The following is an 18409-nucleotide window of genomic DNA, read 5'->3' as shown; positions in this document are numbered from 1 at the left end:
AGAGCCTCTTAATCATTCCTGATCCTATAACTTGCCGGAATTATTCTTACCAGTCCGTCACCATCATTGTCTCCCGGTAATCCGCTTTTGCATTTTTGCAAAAAAATTCCCCTTGTCTTTATGGCACTGGTTGCCATTGCTGAGCTAATCACCCAAAATCATTGCAATCTTGCTTCAAAAATCTTTTTGGTACGGCGGTTGCTTTTACTGTTTACAGTTGCTCCTTTCATTGTAGGGGATGATATCGGTGATGTTGGGAGGCTGATCCGATGTCATCCTGTACAGCTATCAGTGAAGCCCGCGGGCTTTCATATACCATGAGGTACCCATGAAGGTTGAGACGGTCTGTCCCTTCTACGGAAAAAACGACGATTTCTGCGATGTGGGGTGCGGTTATATTTCGCCCCATGATGTGAATCAGATCATCAAGTACTGCAGCTGTCGCTACAAGGATTGCCTGAAGTATCAGGAATTGTCCGACCGACTGCCAAAGGAAAGTTTTGAACCAGCCAAATGCTGACTTACAAAGGAGGTACCACCATGCTGTACAATCTGAGCCTGCATCTCAACGCTTTCTATGTGACTGCAGCAATGACCCTGGCAGGAGTTTTTGTACTTATTTCACTGATAAAGGAGAAAAAAGATGAGCGAAAGAGAGCTTGAACTGTTGGCAAGGATCGAGGACCTGGAGCGGCACACCTGGCGTAACAGTGCAATTCTCAGGGCTGTGGCAATGGTTTCCTTTACTGCTTTCTTCGGCATTATCATTGCCTCCGGGGTTGTGGGTGGTGGCCGCGGCAGCCATTGGTCCGGTCCCGCGTGGAACACCATGTGGCTTTACGGGCTGTTTGCGGCGAACGCGGTTTCGATGTTCTGGACCACCCACAAAGAATAAGGCGAGAAACGCCCACTTTTCCGCAATATCGGCGTTCGTCTTCATGATTACTTGTGCGACGTACCTGATGTACGTCTCCGCGCAATCATTCGACTGCCTTGATCTTGCGAAAAATTGAACGTTTCAAAATGCATTATCTAAGTCAATAACCTTTGGAGGTATAAATCATGCCGATGAAATTAACGAACATAATCCTGCTGCTGGTCGTGGTGACGCTCTGTGCGGCGTTTTCCATGCGGATATTCCAGGGACTCGACGAGATGATGGGGGACCAGTACTGGGTTGTGGATACCACCCAGGGAGATCATGGCTGGTACGCCATGGGACTTCTGCCCCACGTGAAGAAAATGCCGAAAGATATTGTCAAGGCAGCCAATACCGACCCCAACAACAAAGAAAAATACATCATCTATGCCCAGAGCGGTGATTTTGCAGGCAACTCGGTCTACGGCATCTGTTTCGGCATACCGCTCATCATGTACCTGATCTGGTTTGCCTTCATTCTCGGCTTTCCCGACCGGGTCGATCCCTATCTCTTGCCGAGAAGGATATTTACTCTAGCAGCAGTAACCATTTGTTCCGTGCTGGTCAACCTCTTTCTGATGCGAATCGCCGCCGACTTTGCCCGTGATCCCATGGCCCGCATCGCCAATGTGGCCGGCAACCATGCTTCGCTGCTCTTCCACAATGCCGGCATCTGGTTCGCCATTCTCTTCTCTGCTCTGGGCACCCACAACCACAGCGCCCAGGAGGCTGCGGCGCCAGATAGCCGCAATTGGCAGACCCAGGCCAACGAGAAATTCTCCTGGATGTTTACCCTGCTGGCTGCCGTTACCGTTCTTGAGGTGGTGCTGGTAAAAAACAAGCTGGCCCTGCCCGATGCCGCCGTCGATTATTCGGTGTGGATCATCTGGGTGGTCATCTTCATGCGCATGTATGGCTTCTCCCCCAAATACTGGATGAAGCGGGGGCGCGGCATTGCCATCATGCTGGTGGGAACCGCATTGACTCTGCCGGTCTTCTACCTCCTGGAGCGGGCTACCGGCACGCTGGGCGCTGGCTTCGCTTCACCAATCCTCACCAAGGCCCTTGGTGCCGATAACGCCAATATTGGCCTCTCGCTGATGGTTTCCATCTATCTCGTTTTCTGGATGGAATTTGCCACCGCAATTCGTATGAATGGTCCGTCCAAATCTGCAGCGGTGGAGAAACACTAACGACCGGCGGCGGCCCATTTAGCAAAGAAAACGGCAGCGAATCAGTTCGCTGCCGTTTTTATTTCAGTTGCCGATCGCATGGTTTATTCGGTTTTGCTTTTCTCGTTGGCACCGACTGCTTTCTTTTTGTCCCTATGGCAACGCACGCAGTTGTCGGCGATCTTGAACGCCTGTTTGCCGTCATGGCACTTGCCGCAATATTTGCCGGCATACAGGTCGCTCATGGTTATCTTCACCCCCCCTTTTTTCATATAAGGGAATACGGCGGGATTGTGGCAGTCGCCACAGGTGATGCCGGCATTCTTATGGGCCTGCCCGTCGAAAACCACAACCCCCTGCGGGCTTCCGGTAAATTCGATCACCTTGCCCGCTCCCACCGCATAGGCAGTACCAGTGATGGAAAGTGCAAGTAAGGCTGCTGCCGACAGGGTCGTTCCTTTCATCGCGGCTTCTCCTTTGGTATATAATATTAGCTGAGATTAACTATGCCATTGGATGGAGCAAAGTCAAGAAGCAGCATCGGTGCCTGAGGCGGCAGGTGGTACCAGGGCTTGCAGGACCTCTTCCAGGTGCAGTATGAGGTTGACCACGTTATCCCGCAATTCGGCCGGCACCTGGGGCACCCCCTGGAGCGATGTATCGAGCCGTCTCGCCGCCGAGAGGCTCGCCTTGACCGGCATGATCGGATCCGGCTCTTCCGGCTGGTGTGCGGCTGCCACCTCCTTGAACCGTTTCAGGACCGTGGGGTGGCTTCGCTCCTCCTCCACCACACTCTTGCGCAACTGGGCGTATTCGTCCTCGCTGAACCCCTTTTCTTCCCTGGCCTGGCGCAGCAGATCGACAGAGCGGAAATCGGGCAAGGGCTTCAGGGGATTGTGCTGGGCTAAGAGTTCCGGTTCCTGTTTTTCCATGTAGCGGTAGGCCAGGGTCAATTTCTCTGCGGTTCCTTTTTTGATGCGAATCTCATGGACGCAGTAATCCTCGAAGCTCTGGTAACCCCATTCCCGGAAATGGCCGCGGGAACTCACCTGCAGCAGTTTGTCCCCCAGTTCCACCCATGACGATTTGAACCGTTTCGCCGTATCCAGCACCTGATATCGCTCCGATTGGGGGTCCAGCTGTTCCATGATCTTTTCGATGTGGCGTTCGCCGCTTGTCTGTGGCACTTCGCTCATTTTTCTCTCCTGGTACTTGGTCTGGGCAAGGTAGCAAAAGAGCCGCCATTTTTGAAGTTTTTTTCTCTTGGTGGTGGCCTAAGATCAGGTTAAGATCGCACCGGGAGGAAGTAAGGAATGGCTATTGAGGGACGCTATACAGTGGGCCCGGAAACGGTGCGCATGCTGGCGCTTGGGCATCCGTGGGTTATCGCCGACGCTTTTACCCGCAGATGGCCGAAAGGCAAAGCCGGGGATCTCGTTGAACTCTGCGACGAGAAGGGGCGCTTTCTGGCAACCGCCCTGCTTGATCCGGCCGAACGCATTGCGGCGCGGGTGCTGTCACATAAACGGCTGCGACTGGACAAGGAGTGGCTTGGGAAGAGAATCCGATCTGCTGTCCAGTTGCGGAGCGACCATGCCGGTCTTGTTGACTCCACCGCCTACCGATTGGTCAATGGCGAAGGGGATGGGCTTCCTGGGCTTACCGTCGATCGTTACGGCGACTATCTCATGGTGCAGGTATACTGCAGCGGCTGGCGGCCCCATCTCAGGCTCATTACCCAGGCTCTCCAGGAAATTCTCGCACCGGCAGGGATATATGAAAAGGATCGGCCGCAAAAGACCAGGGAGTTGGAGGCAGCCAGCGACAGCAAGGTTTACGGCCGGCTTCTCTGGGGCGTAAAAGCACCGCAGCCGTTGCAGGTGCAGGAAAACGGCCTGAATTACCTGGTTAACCTGGAACTGGGGCTCAATACCGGCCTCTTCCTCGACCAGCGGCAGAACCGCCGCTATCTCATGGGACGGGTGAAGGGGAAGCGGGTCCTCAACCTTTTTGCCTACACCGCCGCCTTTTCCGTTGCCGCTGCCGCTGGCGGGGCTGATATCGTTACCAGTGTCGATGCCTCGGCCTCCTATCTGGAGTGGGGAAAAACGAACTTCGGTGCCAATCGGCTCAATCCCAAGCGCCATGAATTCATCGTCGGCGATTGCTTCCATGTTTTGCAGGAGCTGCAACGGCAGGGAAAAAGCTATGATATCATCATTATGGACCCACCCTCCTTTTCCACGACTGCCAAAAGCCGCTTCACCACCCGCGGCGGCACTTCCGATCTGGTGGCCGCGGCGCTCCCGCTCCTGGTAACCGGCGGCCTCCTTATTACCTGTTCAAACCACCAGAAGGTGGATGTGGCCGATTACCTGAAGGAACTGCGCCGGGGGGCGCTGCAGGCCCGATGTGAACTGAGGGTGGCGGGACTTTTTGGGCAGTCTGCCGATTTTCCCTATCCGGTCACCTTTGCCGAAGGACGTTATCTTAAGTACGTTATTGCAGTGAGGGGTGAAGAGTGAAGGAAGAAAGAGGCGAAGCGTGGGAGAGGAAAACAGTATGGAATCGCGATTGACCGACCTGGAGATCCATGTGATGCACCAGGAGAATACCATCCAGGAACTGAACGACGTGGTGATGGAGCAGCAGCGGATGATAGACCTCTTGCGGGTGGAGGTCCAGACCCTCAAGGAGCAGCTGCAGGCCTTGGACCCTTCCCTGAACCGGCTGCCGTCGGAAGAGGAACCGCCACCGCATTACTGAAACATCTTGATTAGGAGGTTGTCAATGAAACAAACGACACTGGGCACTACCGGTCTCACCATAAATCCCCTGGTTTTCGGCACATTGCCCCTCGGACCGTTGCAGGCGGGGCTGACTCCCGAAGAAGGAGGGAGACTGATCCGCCATGGGCTGGAAAAGGGGATCAACGTCCTTGACACGGCCGAGCTCTACCAGAGCTATCCCCACATCAAGGCCGGTCTTGCCGGGTTTAGGGGCAAAGTCCATATCATCAGCAAGACCCATGCGCCTGATGGGGCATTGGCACGGGCGCATGTGGAGCGGGGCCTGCGCGAACTGGGGCTGGAGCAGTTCGATGTGCTCCATGTGCACGGGGCGAAGATAGCCGACCCTTTTACTGAAAGGCAAGGGGTTATCGAAGAACTGCTGAAGATGAAGGAAGAGGGGAAAATAGCCCACGTGGGTCTGTCATCCCACTACATATCCGCCATCCGCATGGCGGCAGATCATCCGGAGATCGAGGTCATCCACCCCCTCATCAACATGAACGGCATGGGGATCATCGATGGCAGCGCCGACGAGATGGCGGCGGCCATCAGGGCCTGCAAGGCGGCCGGCAAGGGGATCTACGCCATGAAAGCCCTGGCAGGGGGGAATCTCATACCACAGGCGCGGCAGGCGATCCGCTACGTCCTCAATGTGGCCGGGGTGGATGGCGTCGCCATCGGCATGCTTTCTGAGGCGGAGATCGATGCCAACCTGGCCCTTTTCCACGACAATGTCGCCGACGAAGAAACATGGCAGGGGCTGGAAAGCAGGCGGCGCAGTCTCAGGATCATGGGGAATTTCTGCAAGGGGTGCGGCAACTGTCTCGATGCCTGCGCCAGCGGGGGGCTGTCCATAGTCGATGGCAAGGCCACGGTGGATGAAGAGGCATGCATTCTCTGCGGTTACTGCGCCGCCTCCTGTCCCGAGTTCGTCATTCGGGTGGTGTAGACGGGTATGCCGTGCCTTTGCGGCAGTTGTTCTCCAGAAAGCCGATGAAGTCGATATGACTATTGATAAAGGTGAGGTTATAGCGGCTTTCATAGAGGAGAATCGCACTGGCGGCAAAGAGAAACAGCCCGCCCAGCAGGGCGATGGCAGTGGGAATCCAGCTCGTTTCCGGGCTGCCGAATGCCACATTGAGGGCTATGGCCAGACTTGAGGCGATGAAGAGGGCGGTGGCGGTATAGAGGGCGGCCAGGGATCGCTGGATGAGGACCGATCTCACGCGCTGTCTGGCCAGTTGTCGGCGGATGTGGCCCAGCCGTTCTTCATGCAGGGTGAACTTTCCCTCCAGCATCCCCTCCACTTCGCTTTTCATGGAATTGACCCGGTCGAAGAGCCGCCCCAAACGGCCGGATGTGGAAAAGATAAGGGTGCCGCAGGCGGAAATCAGCACCGCCGGTGTGATCATCGAGGCAAGAATCCTGCTGCTGGATAAGGCCTCCAACAGCTCCTTCTCATGTATGGCCATGGCAACACCTCCTCCGGAAATCATGCTTTCCACTTAATCACGGTATCTCTTCAACAGATCCCCATAGGCGTCGATGCGCCGGTCACGCAGGAAGGGCCAGATGCGCCGGACGTTTTCACTGCGACCGCCATCGATTTTCACCACCAGCACTTCTTCTTCGTCATTACTCCCCTGCGCCAGAAATTCCCCTTGGGGGCCGGCAACAAAGCTGTTGCCCCAGAATTGAATTCCGGCACCATCCCCCTGGGGTGGTGCTTCGAAACCGACCCGGTTGACGCTTATGACCGGAATGCCGTTGCCTACCCCATGGCTGCGCTGGATGGTAATCCAGGCGTCCAGCTGGCGCTTTTTTTCTGCATCTACATCGTTGGGGTCCCAGCCGATGGCGGTGGGGTAGATGAGCAACTCTGCCCCTGCCAGGGCCATGAGCCGCGCAGCTTCCGGGTACCACTGGTCCCAGCAGACCAGCACCCCCAGCTTGCCGATGGACGTGGCGATGGGTTCGAAACCCAGATCGCCGGGGGTAAAGTAGAACTTCTCGTAGAAGGCGGGATCGTCGGGAATGTGCATCTTTCGGTACTTTCCGGCGATGGAGCCATCCTTTTCCAGCACCACTGCGGTGTTGTGGTAGAGCCCCGGCGCGCGCCGCTCGAAGAGTGATGTGACGATAACCACCCCCAATTCCCGGGCCAAGGAGCCGAATTCATCGGTTGCGGGGCCGGGAATGGTCTCCGCCAGATCGAAACAGGCGGTATCCTCCGTTTGACAGAAATAGGGGCCGCAGTGCAGTTCCTGCAGGACCACGAGCTCCGCACCTTTGGCGGCAGCTTCCCTGATGCCGGCCATGGTTTTTTCGACCGTTTTTTTCCTGTCGGCGCTGCAGCTCTGCTGGACTAGACCGACGACGATATCTTTCATGGTTTCACCTCTATTCACCGCTACCGTACTGTTTCAGGGTTCCCTTGGGCAGCTGCATGGTCACGCAATGCAGTGAACCGTGCTGCAGGATCAGGGGCAGACAATCGATGCCGATGATCTCGTGGCGGGGAAATGCCGTGCTTATGGCTGTCAGGGCGGTGTTATCGCTCTTGTCACCGTAGGTGGGGACCAGCACCGCCTGGTTGATAACGAGAAAATTGGCATAGGTGGCTGGAAGACGCTCCCCTTCTTCGTCGAACTTCGACTCGGGCCAGGGGAGGGGAATCAGTCGGTAGGGCCGATCGTCCCTTGTCCTGAAGCGGGTAAGCTCTTCTTCCAGGGCTTGCAGCGCCGGATAATGCTCGTCAGTGGGATCATCGCACCTGACATAGGCGATGGTGTCGTCAGGGCAGATCCTGGCCAGGGTATCGACGTGGCTGTCGGTGTCGTCACCGGCAAGGTAGCCGTTTTCCAGCCAGAGAAAATGTTCGGCTCCCAGAAGGCCGCCAAGGGCAGCTTCCAGCTCCCACTTTGCCAGGTGAGGGTTGCGGTTGGCGTTCAGCAGGCATTCCGCAGTGGTGAGAATGGTGCCGTGGCCGTCGCTCTCGATGCTGCCTCCTTCCAGGACAAGGCCTTCAGTTTTCAACCTGTTCCTGCCGAAGATCCCCTTTCCATGGAGCCTGCGGCTCACCTGGTTATCCTTGTCAGCGGCAAACTTGAGTCCCCAGCCGTTGAAGCCGAAATCGAGCAGTAGCGGCTCTCCCCCATCCAGGACGGTGATGGGCCCGAAATCACGGGACCATGTGTCGTTGGTCTCCAGGGTGCAGAGCACGATCCGTTCCATTACCGCAGCGGCATCCCTGAGCTTTCGTGCTGCCGGTCCGGTCTCCGGGACAACGACTACCACCCGTTCCCGGCGGCTGATTTCTTTGATTATTTGGATAAATATCGGTTCTACGGCACTGAGATAGGGGTGCCAGTCGGTCTTTTCATGGGGCCATGCCACCAGCACCCCATCCTGTTCTTCCCATTCCGCAGGTAATCGTACCATCTGCAACCTTTCCCGAACGCTGCTTTGAAAGGGGAAGTATAGGGAAAAGGCGCATAAAATGCAATTGCCAAACCCTTTCCCATGTCGGCTGAGTCGGTATAATTGAATCATGATCATTATTGAGGCTTGCAAAGGCGAGCCGGTTGCCCAGCAGCGGGTGGAGATCGTCGAACGGAAAGGAACCGGGCATCCGGATCATATCTGCGATGCAGTCATGGACGCAGTGTCCGTTGCCCTATCCCAGGAGTACCTGCGCCGCTTCGGCACCATTCTCCATCACAACATCGACAAGAGTCTGCTCGCTGCCGGCAGGGTGGAACTGCACTTCGGCGGCGGCAGGGTTCTGCAGCCCATGGAACTGATCATCGGAGACCGCGCCACCTTTACGGCTTTCGGTGAAGTGGTGCCTGTCGGCGAGATAGCCATTGCTGCGGCAAAGAGCTGGTTCAGGGCCAATCTGCGCCATGTGGACCCTGACAGAGACCTGAATTGCCGGATCGTTCTTACCTCCGGGTCGGAAGAGCTCACCGGCATCTTTGCCCGGTCCGGTGGTACCCGGGTTTCCAACGATACTTCCGCGGCCGTCGGCTACTATCCCTTGAGTCCCACGGAACGCCTGGTTTTTGACCTGGAACGATACCTCAATTCACCCGGTTTCAAGGAAGACTACCCCGACACCGGCGAAGATGTGAAGATCATGGGGCAGAGAAAGGACGACTCCCTTGAATTGACCGTGGCCATGCCGCTTTTGGCACGATTCATCGAGTCGGAACATCATTATTTCCAACGGAAAGCCTCCATCCTCAAGGCAATAGAGTCATTTATCGCCCGGAGCGATTTTCCGCAGAAGACTGCAGTGTCATTGAACTGCCTGGATGTGGCCGGCATGGGGCTGGGGGGAATCTATCTGAGTCTGCTCGGAACCTCGGCAGAGCAGGCCGATTCGGGGCAGGTGGGGCGCGGCAACCGTGTCAACGGTCTGATCTCCATGAACAGGCCCCTGGGAACAGAGGCTGCAGCCGGCAAAAACCCGGTGAGCCATGTAGGCAAGATCTATAATTTTCTCGCCCATCGTCTTGCCCGGGATATCTATGAATCTTCCGAACAGGTGCGGGAGGTCCAGGTCCTGCTCCTGAACCGGATCGGCACCCCCATTGACCAGCCAAGGATGATTTCGGTCCGCTTGCATCTGCAGGGTGACCTGACCGAGACGCTTAAATTGAGCATCGAGCAGCTCATCTACCGCAGCCTGTCCCAGCTGGGTGATTTTTGCCTCGCCCTGGCCCGCGGCGAATTTCCAGTCTGTTGATCTTCTCCATATTTCTCTCCAAGAACCTGCCCATATTACTTCGCACTTTGCAGTACCAGCTCTGTCATTCTTTCCCGCAGCCGCGGCAGCCATGCCTGAATATGGACCGAAAAAACAATGCCAGTACAAAAATCAGTTGCAAAAAGAATTAATTCAGTATAATTATAAATCATTAAATATTAGCAGGGGCATGACAATGGGCATTCTCGTTCTTTTCAAGGACAATATTTACGACATCGTTGCCAATGAACATCTGGATGAACTGATAGCGGAGCACAAGATCATCGGTTTCCATCGCTCCATGGAATGGGTGCAGATCGGCCGCGATCCCCTGCGGAGCGGTACGCGCGAATACAAGGCCAGGGAAAGAAGAAACAGGTTGCAATCGGGGGAGACGACCTCTCGTTAATTCAGGCGACTATCCATTTGTAAAGGGGTAATGATGAAAACCTTCTCTACCGTGGTGATACTATTCTGTGCGGTCTTATGGAGTGGGGCGGCGCCGGCGGAAATAAACCGGGGCACGGCAGCGGTCTATGAGGGGGGGAATATTACCTCCATCAGGGGCGGTGCCGCAGAGGGAAACAGTACCGACTTTTTCGACAGAGGCCTTTCGCCTTCGGGAAGGCAAAATCATGTCGCTTTGATAAAGAAGGCTGCCAGGGCAGGCGATGCCCAGGCCCAGTACGAACTTGGGTGCATACTTTTTACCGGCTGGGGCATGGAAAAAGACAGGCCGGAAGCGATCCGCTGGTTTGTAAAGGCGGCCCGGCAGGGACATGCACAGGCGCAGAATGCGTTGGGATTGGCCTATTCCAGTGGCGAGGGGGTCGATCAGGATGACAGGGAAGCTGCCAGGTGGTTCCGCCTTGCCGCGGAACAGGGTGATGTGGACGCCCAGTTCAATCTGAGCTGCATGTATTACAACGGCTGGGGGGTGGAGCAGGATAAATACGAAGCGGCACGATGGTGCATGAAAGCGGCTGCCCAGGGAGACCCCCAGGCCCAGTGTGTCCTGGGTTCCATGTACATGAGAAGCGAAGGGGTAAAGCAGAATCTGAAGGAGGCAATGAAGTGGTTCCGCAAGGGAGCGGAGCAGGGAAACGCCGTCGCTCAACACAACCTGGCCGTTCTTTATGAGGATGGCAAAGGGGTGGAGAGGAATCTCCGCGAAGCGATCAGGTGGTATCGCCAGGCAGCCGAGCAGGGGTTGCCCCAATCCCGGGAAGCACTGGCGCTCCTGGGGGAAAATTAGTCGTTACAATCACCATCGATTATAAAGCCGCAACCGAACCGGATGCGGTTTTTTTATGCGTGCGGCCTCGCCGTTTTCAGCCGAAGGAGCCTTGCATGTACGTGTATGCCTGCCGGATTCAGCTGTTCCTGACGGCACAATCCCTTAAGGAGAAGCGGGGAGTCGTCAAGAGCGTTCTGGCACGGAGCCGAAACCGGTTCAATGTGGCTGCTGCCGAGGTGGAGCATCATGACCGGAAGGATACCGCAGTCCTGGCCTTCGTAACGGTTGCGGCCAGCGGCATCCAGGCGAGAAGTCTGCTCCAGCACCTGGAAACATGGCTGGTCGAGGAACGTCCCGACCTGGAAATTGCTGCGGTGGAGATCGAAGAACGATAATCCCCCCTCGATTGCATTTTCAATGGGCCATGATACCTTTAGGTGAAAAGGCCGGTGCATCGGGATCGATGCACGCTGCCAATCACTGCTGAAAACGGGAGATGACAATGGCATACACGGCAAAAGATTATTCGAAACTTGTGGGTATGGAAGGTTTTAGCGCTGCCCTTCTCAACAATCACTTTTCCCTCTACCAGGGCTATGTCACCAACACAAACAAACTACTGGAGCTCCAGGATCAGATGATCAAGGAGGATAAGGGGGCAACGCCGGTTTTTGGCGAGGTGAAGAGACGCCTGGGCTGGGAATTCAACGGCATGCGCCTGCATGAGTTTTATTTTGAGAACCTGGGCAGGTCCTCGGGGGAAATGGGCAGCAAACTCAGACAGAAGGTGACCGAGAGCTTCGGCAGCATCGAACTTTGGGAGAAGGACTTCCGGGCGACCGGCGCCATGCGCGGCGTTGGTTGGGCAGTGCTCTACCAGGACCCGGTAAGCGGCAAGCTCATCAACTTCTGGATCAACGAGCATGATACGGCCCACCCGGCTGGGGGCATTCCGATTCTTATCATGGACGTGTTCGAACATGCCTTCATGCTCGATTATGGGCTGAAGCGGGCGGATTATATCCAGGCATTTTTCAGGAACATCAATTGGCAGGCAGCGGAGGAGCGGATCAGATAAAGTTCTTCAGACATTTCCGGGGAAGGCTGTCGGGGCGCCGGGAGTAAGCGACGAGCCACAGCGGCGAGCGGACACTCGCCGCATGTAGAACGGAGGAGTATCTGCCTGTTTAAGCATCATGCGGCATTATTCGGGTGGCACCGCAAGGTCCGCAGCTGTGGCGACAGAGCGAACGGACGACGGCGCGACTGCTTTCTTTCCTGAAATTCCCGGTTGAACTTCAAATAAATCCGGATGGCCGGCAACAAAAGGAGGCACAATGAAGGCATTGTTCATCAGTGCAGACAATTTTGAAGACTCCGAGTTGTTGGTTCCCTACTATCGCCTCAAGGAGGCGGGGGTGGATGTGGTGCTCGCCTCCATGAAAACCGGTCTCATCAAAGGCAAGCATGGCTATGAAGTACCGGTGGATATGTCCCTGGGCGAGGTTAATCCCGCTGACTATTCGATCCTGGTTCTGCCTGGGGGTAAGGCTCCCCAGTCCGTACGAAAGGAAGCCAAGGCCCAGGAAATCGCGCGTCATTTTTTCGAGCAGAACAAGCCGGTGGCTGCCATCTGTCACGGCCCCCAAACCCTCATATCCGCGGGATTGCTTCGGGGGCGGAAGGCAACCTGCTACAATACTGTAGTTGACGAACTCAAGGAGTCCGGAGCTCGCTATGAGGACACGGAAGTGGTTGTTGACGGTAACCTGGTGACCTCCCGGGAACCGGGCGACCTTCCTGCATTCATGCGCGAGATGATGAAGAAACTGCAGTAACATCATGTAACAGAGGAGCCCCTCCATGGTAAAGAACGCATTCGTAAGCGTAGTCCTGCTCCTTCTTCTCAGTGCCGGCGGTGCCTATGGGGAAGAAAAGGTTTTCCGGGCGGTACCCGGCCAGGATGGAGTCCAGCGGGCGGAAGTGGTGGGAGGGAGCTACTTCTTTTCTCCAAACCACCTGGTGGTGAAAGTCGGGGTACCGGTGGAGCTCACGGTGAAAAAAGAACCTGGAGCGGTGCCACATTCCATCGTCCTCAGGGCACCGGATACCGGGATCGACTTTGCCGTGGCGTTGGCAACCGAGCCGAAAACAGTTCGGTTCACGCCGACCAAGGTGGGGAAGTACCAGTTCTTCTGTGACAAAAAACTCCCCTTTCTGGAAAGCCATCGTGACAAGGGCATGCGAGGTCTTCTGGAAGTGATCGAGTAGACTGATAATCAGAACAAAGCACGACTAGTACAGGCGAAGCAGCTGTTTTGCTCCGCCTGTTTTTGCATTTTCTGGCCGGATTTCAATAATCCCCTTTCCAAGGCTGCAGAACGATGATATTTAATTTTTTCATCTAGTTGCATTGTATGGAGATATCAATGGCCGATAGGGACCTGAACCGGTTGAAAATCGATAAAACGGCGGCCGCAGCGGGTAAACCGTGGCACAAACGGCAGCTGACCAGGATAGTGGCAGTCATAGCATTGGTTGTTGCCATTCTTGCGGCAACAGGGGTGCTGACGCCGCGGGTCGAGGTGGAGGTAGCCTCCGTTTCACGGATATACCCTTCCCAGGCCTTCACCCTGCTTAATGCCAGCGGTTATGTGGTCGCTCAGCGCAAGGCCGCCGTTGCATCCAAAACCACTGCCCAGTTGGTATGGCTTGGGGTTGAGGAGGGAAGCCGGGTACAACAGGGACAGGTGATTGCGCGGTTGGAGAACCGGGATGCCGCTGCCGTCCGTGGGCAAGCTGCGGCCAATCTAAACAACGCCAGGGCCGTGCTGGAGCAGGCAAAGGCGGAGCTGCGCGATGCCACTCTCAGCTTTGAACGGCAGAAGGAGCTTTTAGCTCAGGGGGTTGTGGCAAAAGCTGACTATGATGCCGCCGAGGCCCGCTACAAACGGGCAAAGGCCGGCGTTGCCGCTGCCGAAGCCAATATCGTCTCCTTAAGGTCGGCACTGCTCGGCGCAGAGGCACAGCTGGATTACACCCTTATCCGCGCTCCCTTCAACGCAGTGGTCTTGACCAAGGATGCTGATGTGGGGGATATCGTCACCCCCCTGGGGGCTGCGGCCAATGCCAAAGCGGCGGTGGTCACCATTGCCGACATGGATTCATTGCAGGTGGAGGCCGATGTCTCCGAATCGAACCTGGAGAAGATAAAGATGGGGCAGCCGTGTGAGATCACCCTGGATGCCCTGCCGGATCTTCGTTTTCGCGGCGTTACCCATACCATCGTTCCCACTGCGGACCGTTCCAAGGCGACGGTAATGGTCAAGGTTAGGTTTGTCGATCAGGACCGGCGCATACTGCCTGAGATGAGCGCCAAGGTGGCATTTTTGGAAAGGCCGGTCAAGCCCGGCGAGCAGCAGCCGGTGACGGCCGTCAATCCCCAGGCGGTGCTGGAGAAGGAGGGAGCGAAATTCGTTTTTGTCGCCAGGGGAGAAAAGGCGGTGAAAACCCGTGTCACCACCGGGCCACGGATTGGCGACATGATACAGGTTACGAGCGGCGTTAAAGTCGGGGACAAGATTATTCTGAAACCTCTGGACAAGCTTCGGGACGGTGCGCGCATCAAGATTGCGGAAAAGCAATAGCGTGAGGAGTGAAGGGTGAGGAGTGAGGCGGCAGAAGGCAGGACGGTGATAGTATCCATCGAAGGCCTGTCAAAGTCCTACCGGCGGGGAAACCAGATTATTCCCGTGCTGCAGGATGTTTCCTTCACCATTGCCGAAGGTGAATTCCTGGCACTGATGGGCCCTTCCGGGTCCGGGAAGAGCACGCTGCTCAATCTCATTGCCGGTATCGACAAGGTGGACACGGGGAGTATCCTGGTGGGAGGTGCCGACATCACCAGTCTCTCGGAGGCCGAACTGGCTTCGTGGCGTGCCATCCATGTGGGCTTTATCTTCCAATTCTACAACCTGATGCCTGTACTTACCGCATTTGAAAATGTTGAGCTGCCGCTGCTCTTGACAGGTCTTGGCAGAAAAGAGCGCCGGGAGCATGTGGAGATGGTGCTCAACGTGGTCGGCCTGGCAGACCGCATGGATCATTACCCGTCGCAGCTTTCCGGCGGGCAGCAGCAGCGAGTCGCGATTGCTCGGGCCATTGTTACCGATCCGGAGATCCTCGTTGCCGACGAGCCCACGGGAGACTTGGATCGGGCTTCCGCTGAAGATGTCCTCACCCTTATGGACAACCTGGTGCACGAGTTCGGCAAAACGATCATCATGGTCACACATGACCCACGTGCTGCAGAAAAGGCCCATCTGATCCGGCATCTGGAGAAGGGATTCCTTTCTCAATAAGGGTGAGGAGTGAGGAGCATGAATCTGAACTTAGAACCTAGAACTTAGACATAGAACTGATGTTATTCAAGCTCATCATCCGCAATGCTTTCCGTCACAAGCTCCGCTCGCTACTGACCATTCTCGGGGTGGCCATCGCCATCCTCGCCTTCGGGCTTTTGCGCACCCTGGTGGGGCTCTGGTACCTGGGGGTGGAGCAGTCTTCGGCCACCAGGCTGGTGACGCGCAATGCTATCTCGCTGGTGTTTCCCCTTCCCATTTCCTACAAAGACCGGATCAGACAGATCGAGGGGGTCAAGCTGATCTCCTACGGCAACTGGTTCGGCGGCATTTACATCAACGAGAAGAACTTCTTCCCCAATTTTGCCGTTGAACCGCAAAGCTATCTGGAACTGTATCCCGAGTTCGTCCTCACACCCGAGCAGAAAAATGCCTTCATCCATGACCAGCGCGGAGCGGTGGCGGGGCGCAAATTGGCGGAAAAGTACGGCTGGAAGGTGGGAGACACCATCACCCTCAAAGGGACCATCTTTCCCGGCCAGTGGACCTTTGTCCTGAGGGGCATTTACCGGGGTGCACAAAAAAACACTGACGAGACCCAGTTCTTTTTCAACTGGAAATACCTGAACGAGACCATGAAACGGACTGTACCGCGCCGGGCAGACCAAGCCGGTTTCTATATGATCGGGGTGCAAAAACCGGAGCTGGCGGCGCAGGTTGCCCAAGCCGTTGACGCCACCTTCAAAAATTCTCTGGCGGAAACCCTGACCGAGACGGAGCGGGCTTTTCAGCTCGGTTTCGTTTCCATGACCGAGGCGATCTTGATCGCTATTGAAATCGTTTCCTATGTCGTCATTGTCATCATCATGGTGGTGGCGGCCAATACCATGGCCATGACCGCCAGGGAACGCATTGCCGAGTATGCCACCATGAAGACGCTCGGCTTCGGCGCCCGGCACATCGCCGGGGTGATCTTCGGCGAATCGGTCGTCATTGCTCTGATTGGCGGCGTTATCGGCATCATCCTCACCTTTCCCGCGGCCCATGGCATTCAAGAGCAACTCTCCCAGTTTTTTCCCGTCTTCCATGTCTCTTCCATGACCGTCTATCTGGATTTGGCGGCCTCATTGGGGGTCGGCATCACGGCATCGATCTTTCCCGCATGGCGTGGCGCCACTATCCCCATTGCCGATGGATTGCGGAGAATCGGCTAATGGGCATTCCATATTACTACAGTTTTCGCAATCTCTGGACCCGTCGGCTTACCACCATCCTTACCGCTTCCGGAATGGCGCTGGTGGTGTTCGTCTTTGCCGCCACCCTGATGCTGGCCGAGGGCCTCCGCCGGACCCTGGTGGAGACCGGCTCCTGGGACAACGTCGTCGTCATCCGCAAATCAGCTGTTTCCGAGGTGCAGAGCGGGGTGGAGCGGCTCCAGGCTGCTATCGTAGAAACCCAGCCCGAGGTGGCAATCGGTGCCGACGGTCGGCCGCTTCTGGCAAAGGAGATGATGGTGCTCATCAACCTCCCCAAGCGGGGGAGCGACAAACCTGCCAATGTCATCATCCGCGGCATCGGCCCGAGTTCCCTTGCACTCAGGCCCCAGGTGAGCCTGAAGGAGGGGCGGATGCCGCGCTCCGGTTCTGCGGAGGTCATTGCCGGCGCCAGTATTGCCAAGCGCTTTAAAGGGGGGGGGCTCGGCGAGACCTTGCACTTCGGCATGCGTAATTGGACGGTGGTTGGCGTCTTCGATGCCGGCAGCACCGGCTTTTCATCGGAAATATGGGGGGATGCGGATCAGCTAATGCAGGCGTTCCGCCGGCCCGTCTATTCATCGGTGCTTTTCAAGCTCCGGGACCCTGGGAGCTTCACCGTCGTGAAACAGCGCATCGAGAGCGATCCACGACTGACCCTTGAGGCCAAGCGTGAAACCAGATATTATCTGGACCAGTCGGAGGCCATGGCTAAATTCCTCAGCATTCTCGGGATTGCCCTGACAGTCACTTTTTCCCTGGGGGCCATCATCGGCGCAATGATCACCATGTATGCGGCGGTGGCCAATCGCATCGTGGAAATCGGCACCTTGCGCGCCTTGGGCTTCAACAAGCGTAGCATCCTGGGGGCCTTTATTCTCGAATCGCTCTTCCTTGGCCTTTTAGGTGGGGTGATCGGGCTGTTCCTTGCCTCCTTTATGCAACTGATCACCATCTCCACCATGAACTGGCAATCCTTCGCCGAGCTGGCCTTCTCCTTTTCCATGACCTTTGCCATTGCCTGGAAATCCCTGGTTTTTTCCCTGGTCATGGGCTTTGTCGGCGGCGTTCTTCCCGCTTTCCGCGCGGCAAGGATGAACATCGTCGATGCCTTGCGATCGAGCTAAACAAAGAGGTAGATCATGAAACTGTCCCAGATCCGTTCCCGCACCATTGCCCTTTTCATGCTGACGGCATCCATAGTCATCTATGGGGCCGACTATTTCATTGCCGGCAATCTCCGGGATGTCTATCTCGGCTTTCTTGGCAACTTCGCCTTTCTGCCCATTTACGTGCTGTTCGTCACTCTGATGATCGAACGGGTTCTCCGGGAGCGGGAACGGGAAGCGCTCAGGCAGAAGCTGAATATGGTCATCGGCGTCTTTTTCAGCGAGGTGGGCACCGCACTTATCAGCGACTGTTTTTCGTTTATCAGGGAACCGGATGAACTCTCCCGGAGAGTGCGTTTTACCACCAAGTGGACCAGGAAGGACTTTGCCCAGGTGCGGGATTTTCTACTTCGCCATGAAATCCAGCTGGATAGCTTCAAAGGCGATCTCATCTCCCTAAAGTCGTTTCTCCTGGAGAAAAAGGGCTTCATGCTCGGACTCCTGGAGAATCCCAACCTGCTGGAGCACGACGAGTTCACCGATCTGCTCTGGGCCGTCTTTCACCTCATTGAGGAGCTGGAGGCACGCAGCTCACTGACCGGTCTCCCCAAGACCGATTTGGAGCACCTCTCCGGCGATATCAAGCGGGCCTACAACCACCTCCTCAGGGAGTGGGTGGTCTATATGGAGCATCTGCAGCGGGACTATCCTTACCTGTTTTCCCTTGCCGTCAGGACCAATCCCCTGGACCCGGAGGCACGGGTGGAAATATTGTAACAGCTGTTTATTCCCCTCCTTAGACCAGAAATCATTTGC

24 protein-coding genes are annotated in these 18409 nt (G+C 56.1%); 19 read left to right on the top strand and 5 right to left on the bottom strand.

Translation table 11 applies throughout. The features are described from left to right. The first annotated feature begins 328 nt into the window (after nt 1-328). The 4 genes from ML541_RS11135 (at nt 329) to ML541_RS11125 (ending at nt 2112) form a co-directional block, all read left to right on the top strand. Complete coding sequence (locus ML541_RS11135) at nt 329-520, top strand: hypothetical protein (protein WP_243372961.1); 192 nt, start codon at nt 329-331, stop codon at nt 518-520. A gap of 20 nt (nt 521-540) precedes the next feature. Beyond that, entirely contained in the window at nt 541-663 is a 123-nt protein-coding gene (locus ML541_RS18905) for a hypothetical protein (protein WP_279342462.1), read from the top strand. After that, nucleotides 644-895 (top strand): hypothetical protein, encoded by a 252-nt coding sequence (locus ML541_RS11130; protein WP_243372959.1) that lies wholly within the window; start codon nt 644-646, stop codon nt 893-895. The genes ML541_RS18905 and ML541_RS11130 overlap by 20 nt, the downstream gene beginning before the upstream one ends. Before the next feature lie 167 nt (nt 896-1062). Beyond that, nucleotides 1063-2112 (top strand): hypothetical protein, encoded by a 1050-nt coding sequence (locus tag ML541_RS11125; protein WP_243372957.1) that lies wholly within the window; start codon nt 1063-1065, stop codon nt 2110-2112. Nucleotides 2113-2195: 83 nt separating this feature from the next. On the opposite strand, the gene ML541_RS11120 is transcribed toward ML541_RS11125, so the two are convergent. Continuing rightward, nucleotides 2196-2555 carry a c(7)-type cytochrome triheme domain-containing protein gene (locus tag ML541_RS11120; RefSeq protein WP_243372955.1) on the bottom strand — a complete coding sequence of 120 codons (360 nt, stop codon included), beginning with the start codon at nt 2553-2555 and terminating at the stop codon, nt 2196-2198. Nucleotides 2556-2618: 63 nt separating this feature from the next. Continuing rightward, nucleotides 2619-3287, bottom strand: coding sequence for a hypothetical protein (locus ML541_RS11115; protein WP_243372953.1), 669 nt, complete (start codon nt 3285-3287; stop codon nt 2619-2621). A 117-nt stretch (nt 3288-3404) separates the two neighbouring features. Between ML541_RS11115 and ML541_RS11110 the strand changes: the two genes are divergently transcribed. The 3 genes from ML541_RS11110 to ML541_RS11100 are packed head-to-tail and all read left to right on the top strand — an operon-like array spanning nt 3405 to nt 5832. Then, a complete protein-coding gene (locus tag ML541_RS11110; RefSeq protein ID WP_243372951.1) occupies nt 3405-4616 on the top strand; it encodes a class I SAM-dependent rRNA methyltransferase in 1212 nt (403 codons plus the stop codon). A 37-nt stretch (nt 4617-4653) separates the two neighbouring features. Continuing rightward, a complete protein-coding gene (locus ML541_RS11105) occupies nt 4654-4857 on the top strand; it encodes a SlyX family protein (protein ID WP_243372949.1) in 204 nt (67 codons plus the stop codon). Nucleotides 4858-4881: 24 nt separating this feature from the next. Next, the gene (locus tag ML541_RS11100; RefSeq protein ID WP_243372947.1) at nt 4882-5832 is read left to right on the top strand and encodes an aldo/keto reductase; all 951 of its coding nucleotides are present in this window, start codon (nt 4882-4884) and stop codon (nt 5830-5832) included. On the opposite strand, the gene ML541_RS11095 is transcribed toward ML541_RS11100, so the two are convergent. Genes ML541_RS11095 through ML541_RS11085 form a run of 3 tightly spaced genes read right to left on the bottom strand, consistent with a single transcriptional unit; the run spans nt 5816 to nt 8324 of the window. Further along, on the bottom strand, nt 5816-6355 hold the full coding sequence (locus tag ML541_RS11095; RefSeq protein WP_243372946.1) for a DUF2721 domain-containing protein: 540 nt from the start codon (nt 6353-6355) through the stop codon (nt 5816-5818). The two genes, ML541_RS11100 and ML541_RS11095, sit on opposite strands and share 17 nt — an antisense overlap. Before the next feature lie 33 nt (nt 6356-6388). Next, nucleotides 6389-7273 carry a carbon-nitrogen hydrolase gene (locus tag ML541_RS11090; protein WP_279342461.1) on the bottom strand — a complete coding sequence of 295 codons (885 nt, stop codon included), beginning with the start codon at nt 7271-7273 and terminating at the stop codon, nt 6389-6391. A gap of 10 nt (nt 7274-7283) precedes the next feature. Then, complete coding sequence (locus tag ML541_RS11085) at nt 7284-8324, bottom strand: agmatine deiminase family protein (RefSeq protein ID WP_243372945.1); 1041 nt, start codon at nt 8322-8324, stop codon at nt 7284-7286. A 109-nt stretch (nt 8325-8433) separates the two neighbouring features. Here ML541_RS11085 and ML541_RS11080 point away from each other — a divergent pair, with 109 nt between their 5' ends. From ML541_RS11080 to ML541_RS11025, 12 genes are all read left to right on the top strand, one after another. Beyond that, the gene (locus ML541_RS11080) at nt 8434-9633 is read left to right on the top strand and encodes a methionine adenosyltransferase (protein ID WP_243372944.1); all 1200 of its coding nucleotides are present in this window, start codon (nt 8434-8436) and stop codon (nt 9631-9633) included. A gap of 196 nt (nt 9634-9829) precedes the next feature. Then, the gene (locus tag ML541_RS11075; RefSeq protein ID WP_243372943.1) at nt 9830-10042 is read left to right on the top strand and encodes a GSU3473 family protein; all 213 of its coding nucleotides are present in this window, start codon (nt 9830-9832) and stop codon (nt 10040-10042) included. 33 nt (nt 10043-10075) lie between these two features. Further along, on the top strand, nt 10076-10888 hold the full coding sequence (locus ML541_RS11070) for a tetratricopeptide repeat protein (protein WP_243372942.1): 813 nt from the start codon (nt 10076-10078) through the stop codon (nt 10886-10888). A 95-nt stretch (nt 10889-10983) separates the two neighbouring features. Next, nucleotides 10984-11265 (top strand): DUF503 domain-containing protein, encoded by a 282-nt coding sequence (locus tag ML541_RS11065; RefSeq protein ID WP_243372941.1) that lies wholly within the window; start codon nt 10984-10986, stop codon nt 11263-11265. A gap of 107 nt (nt 11266-11372) precedes the next feature. After that, nucleotides 11373-11948, top strand: a complete 576-nt coding sequence (locus tag ML541_RS11060) for a superoxide dismutase (RefSeq protein WP_243372940.1) — start codon at nt 11373-11375, stop codon at nt 11946-11948. Between the two features lie 259 nt (nt 11949-12207). After that, nucleotides 12208-12708: a type 1 glutamine amidotransferase domain-containing protein gene (locus ML541_RS11055; RefSeq protein WP_243372938.1), complete on the top strand. Its 501-nt coding sequence runs from the start codon at nt 12208-12210 to the stop codon at nt 12706-12708. A gap of 25 nt (nt 12709-12733) precedes the next feature. Next, entirely contained in the window at nt 12734-13141 is a 408-nt protein-coding gene (locus tag ML541_RS11050; RefSeq protein ID WP_243372937.1) for a cupredoxin domain-containing protein, read from the top strand. A gap of 158 nt (nt 13142-13299) precedes the next feature. Then, on the top strand, nt 13300-14517 hold the full coding sequence (locus ML541_RS11045) for an efflux RND transporter periplasmic adaptor subunit (RefSeq protein ID WP_243372935.1): 1218 nt from the start codon (nt 13300-13302) through the stop codon (nt 14515-14517). A 15-nt stretch (nt 14518-14532) separates the two neighbouring features. Next, nucleotides 14533-15231 carry an ABC transporter ATP-binding protein gene (locus tag ML541_RS11040; RefSeq protein WP_243372933.1) on the top strand — a complete coding sequence of 233 codons (699 nt, stop codon included), beginning with the start codon at nt 14533-14535 and terminating at the stop codon, nt 15229-15231. A 56-nt stretch (nt 15232-15287) separates the two neighbouring features. Beyond that, nucleotides 15288-16445, top strand: coding sequence for an FtsX-like permease family protein (locus ML541_RS11035; RefSeq protein WP_243373127.1), 1158 nt, complete (start codon nt 15288-15290; stop codon nt 16443-16445). Further along, nucleotides 16445-17611 carry an ABC transporter permease gene (locus ML541_RS11030; protein WP_243372931.1) on the top strand — a complete coding sequence of 389 codons (1167 nt, stop codon included), beginning with the start codon at nt 16445-16447 and terminating at the stop codon, nt 17609-17611. Before ML541_RS11035 ends, ML541_RS11030 begins: the two co-directional genes overlap by 1 nt. A gap of 15 nt (nt 17612-17626) precedes the next feature. Continuing rightward, nucleotides 17627-18370 carry a hypothetical protein gene (locus tag ML541_RS11025; protein ID WP_243372929.1) on the top strand — a complete coding sequence of 248 codons (744 nt, stop codon included), beginning with the start codon at nt 17627-17629 and terminating at the stop codon, nt 18368-18370. The last annotated feature ends 39 nt before the right edge of the window (nt 18371-18409 follow it).

This window comes from Geotalea sp. SG265, from assembly GCF_022808985.1.
In the GTDB taxonomy this organism is placed as follows: Bacteria; Desulfobacterota; Desulfuromonadia; order Geobacterales; family Geobacteraceae; genus Geotalea.
The sequence above is the reverse complement of the archived record's forward strand: the minus strand, read 5'-3'. Positions and strand labels throughout refer to the sequence as shown.

Coding starts and splice junctions, on each gene's coding strand:
- ML541_RS11120 (WP_243372955.1), bottom strand. CDS start 2,555: ATGAAAGGAACGACCCTGTCGGCAGCAGCCTTACTTGCACTTTCCATC.
- ML541_RS11080 (WP_243372944.1), top strand. CDS start 8,434: ATGATCATTATTGAGGCTTGCAAAGGCGAGCCGGTTGCCCAGCAGCGG.
- ML541_RS11125 (WP_243372957.1), top strand. CDS start 1,063: ATGCCGATGAAATTAACGAACATAATCCTGCTGCTGGTCGTGGTGACG.
- ML541_RS11100 (WP_243372947.1), top strand. CDS start 4,882: ATGAAACAAACGACACTGGGCACTACCGGTCTCACCATAAATCCCCTG.
- ML541_RS11030 (WP_243372931.1), top strand. CDS start 16,445: ATGGGCATTCCATATTACTACAGTTTTCGCAATCTCTGGACCCGTCGG.
- ML541_RS11135 (WP_243372961.1), top strand. CDS start 329: ATGAAGGTTGAGACGGTCTGTCCCTTCTACGGAAAAAACGACGATTTC.
- ML541_RS11070 (WP_243372942.1), top strand. CDS start 10,076: ATGAAAACCTTCTCTACCGTGGTGATACTATTCTGTGCGGTCTTATGG.
- ML541_RS11085 (WP_243372945.1), bottom strand. CDS start 8,324: ATGGTACGATTACCTGCGGAATGGGAAGAACAGGATGGGGTGCTGGTG.
- ML541_RS11130 (WP_243372959.1), top strand. CDS start 644: ATGAGCGAAAGAGAGCTTGAACTGTTGGCAAGGATCGAGGACCTGGAG.
- ML541_RS11110 (WP_243372951.1), top strand. CDS start 3,405: ATGGCTATTGAGGGACGCTATACAGTGGGCCCGGAAACGGTGCGCATG.
- ML541_RS11095 (WP_243372946.1), bottom strand. CDS start 6,355: ATGGCCATACATGAGAAGGAGCTGTTGGAGGCCTTATCCAGCAGCAGG.
- ML541_RS11075 (WP_243372943.1), top strand. CDS start 9,830: ATGGGCATTCTCGTTCTTTTCAAGGACAATATTTACGACATCGTTGCC.
- ML541_RS18905 (WP_279342462.1), top strand. CDS start 541: ATGCTGTACAATCTGAGCCTGCATCTCAACGCTTTCTATGTGACTGCA.
- ML541_RS11055 (WP_243372938.1), top strand. CDS start 12,208: ATGAAGGCATTGTTCATCAGTGCAGACAATTTTGAAGACTCCGAGTTG.
- ML541_RS11025 (WP_243372929.1), top strand. CDS start 17,627: ATGAAACTGTCCCAGATCCGTTCCCGCACCATTGCCCTTTTCATGCTG.
- ML541_RS11115 (WP_243372953.1), bottom strand. CDS start 3,287: ATGAGCGAAGTGCCACAGACAAGCGGCGAACGCCACATCGAAAAGATC.
- ML541_RS11105 (WP_243372949.1), top strand. CDS start 4,654: ATGGAATCGCGATTGACCGACCTGGAGATCCATGTGATGCACCAGGAG.
- ML541_RS11060 (WP_243372940.1), top strand. CDS start 11,373: ATGGCATACACGGCAAAAGATTATTCGAAACTTGTGGGTATGGAAGGT.
- ML541_RS11065 (WP_243372941.1), top strand. CDS start 10,984: ATGTACGTGTATGCCTGCCGGATTCAGCTGTTCCTGACGGCACAATCC.
- ML541_RS11045 (WP_243372935.1), top strand. CDS start 13,300: ATGGCCGATAGGGACCTGAACCGGTTGAAAATCGATAAAACGGCGGCC.
- ML541_RS11050 (WP_243372937.1), top strand. CDS start 12,734: ATGGTAAAGAACGCATTCGTAAGCGTAGTCCTGCTCCTTCTTCTCAGT.
- ML541_RS11090 (WP_279342461.1), bottom strand. CDS start 7,273: ATGAAAGATATCGTCGTCGGTCTAGTCCAGCAGAGCTGCAGCGCCGAC.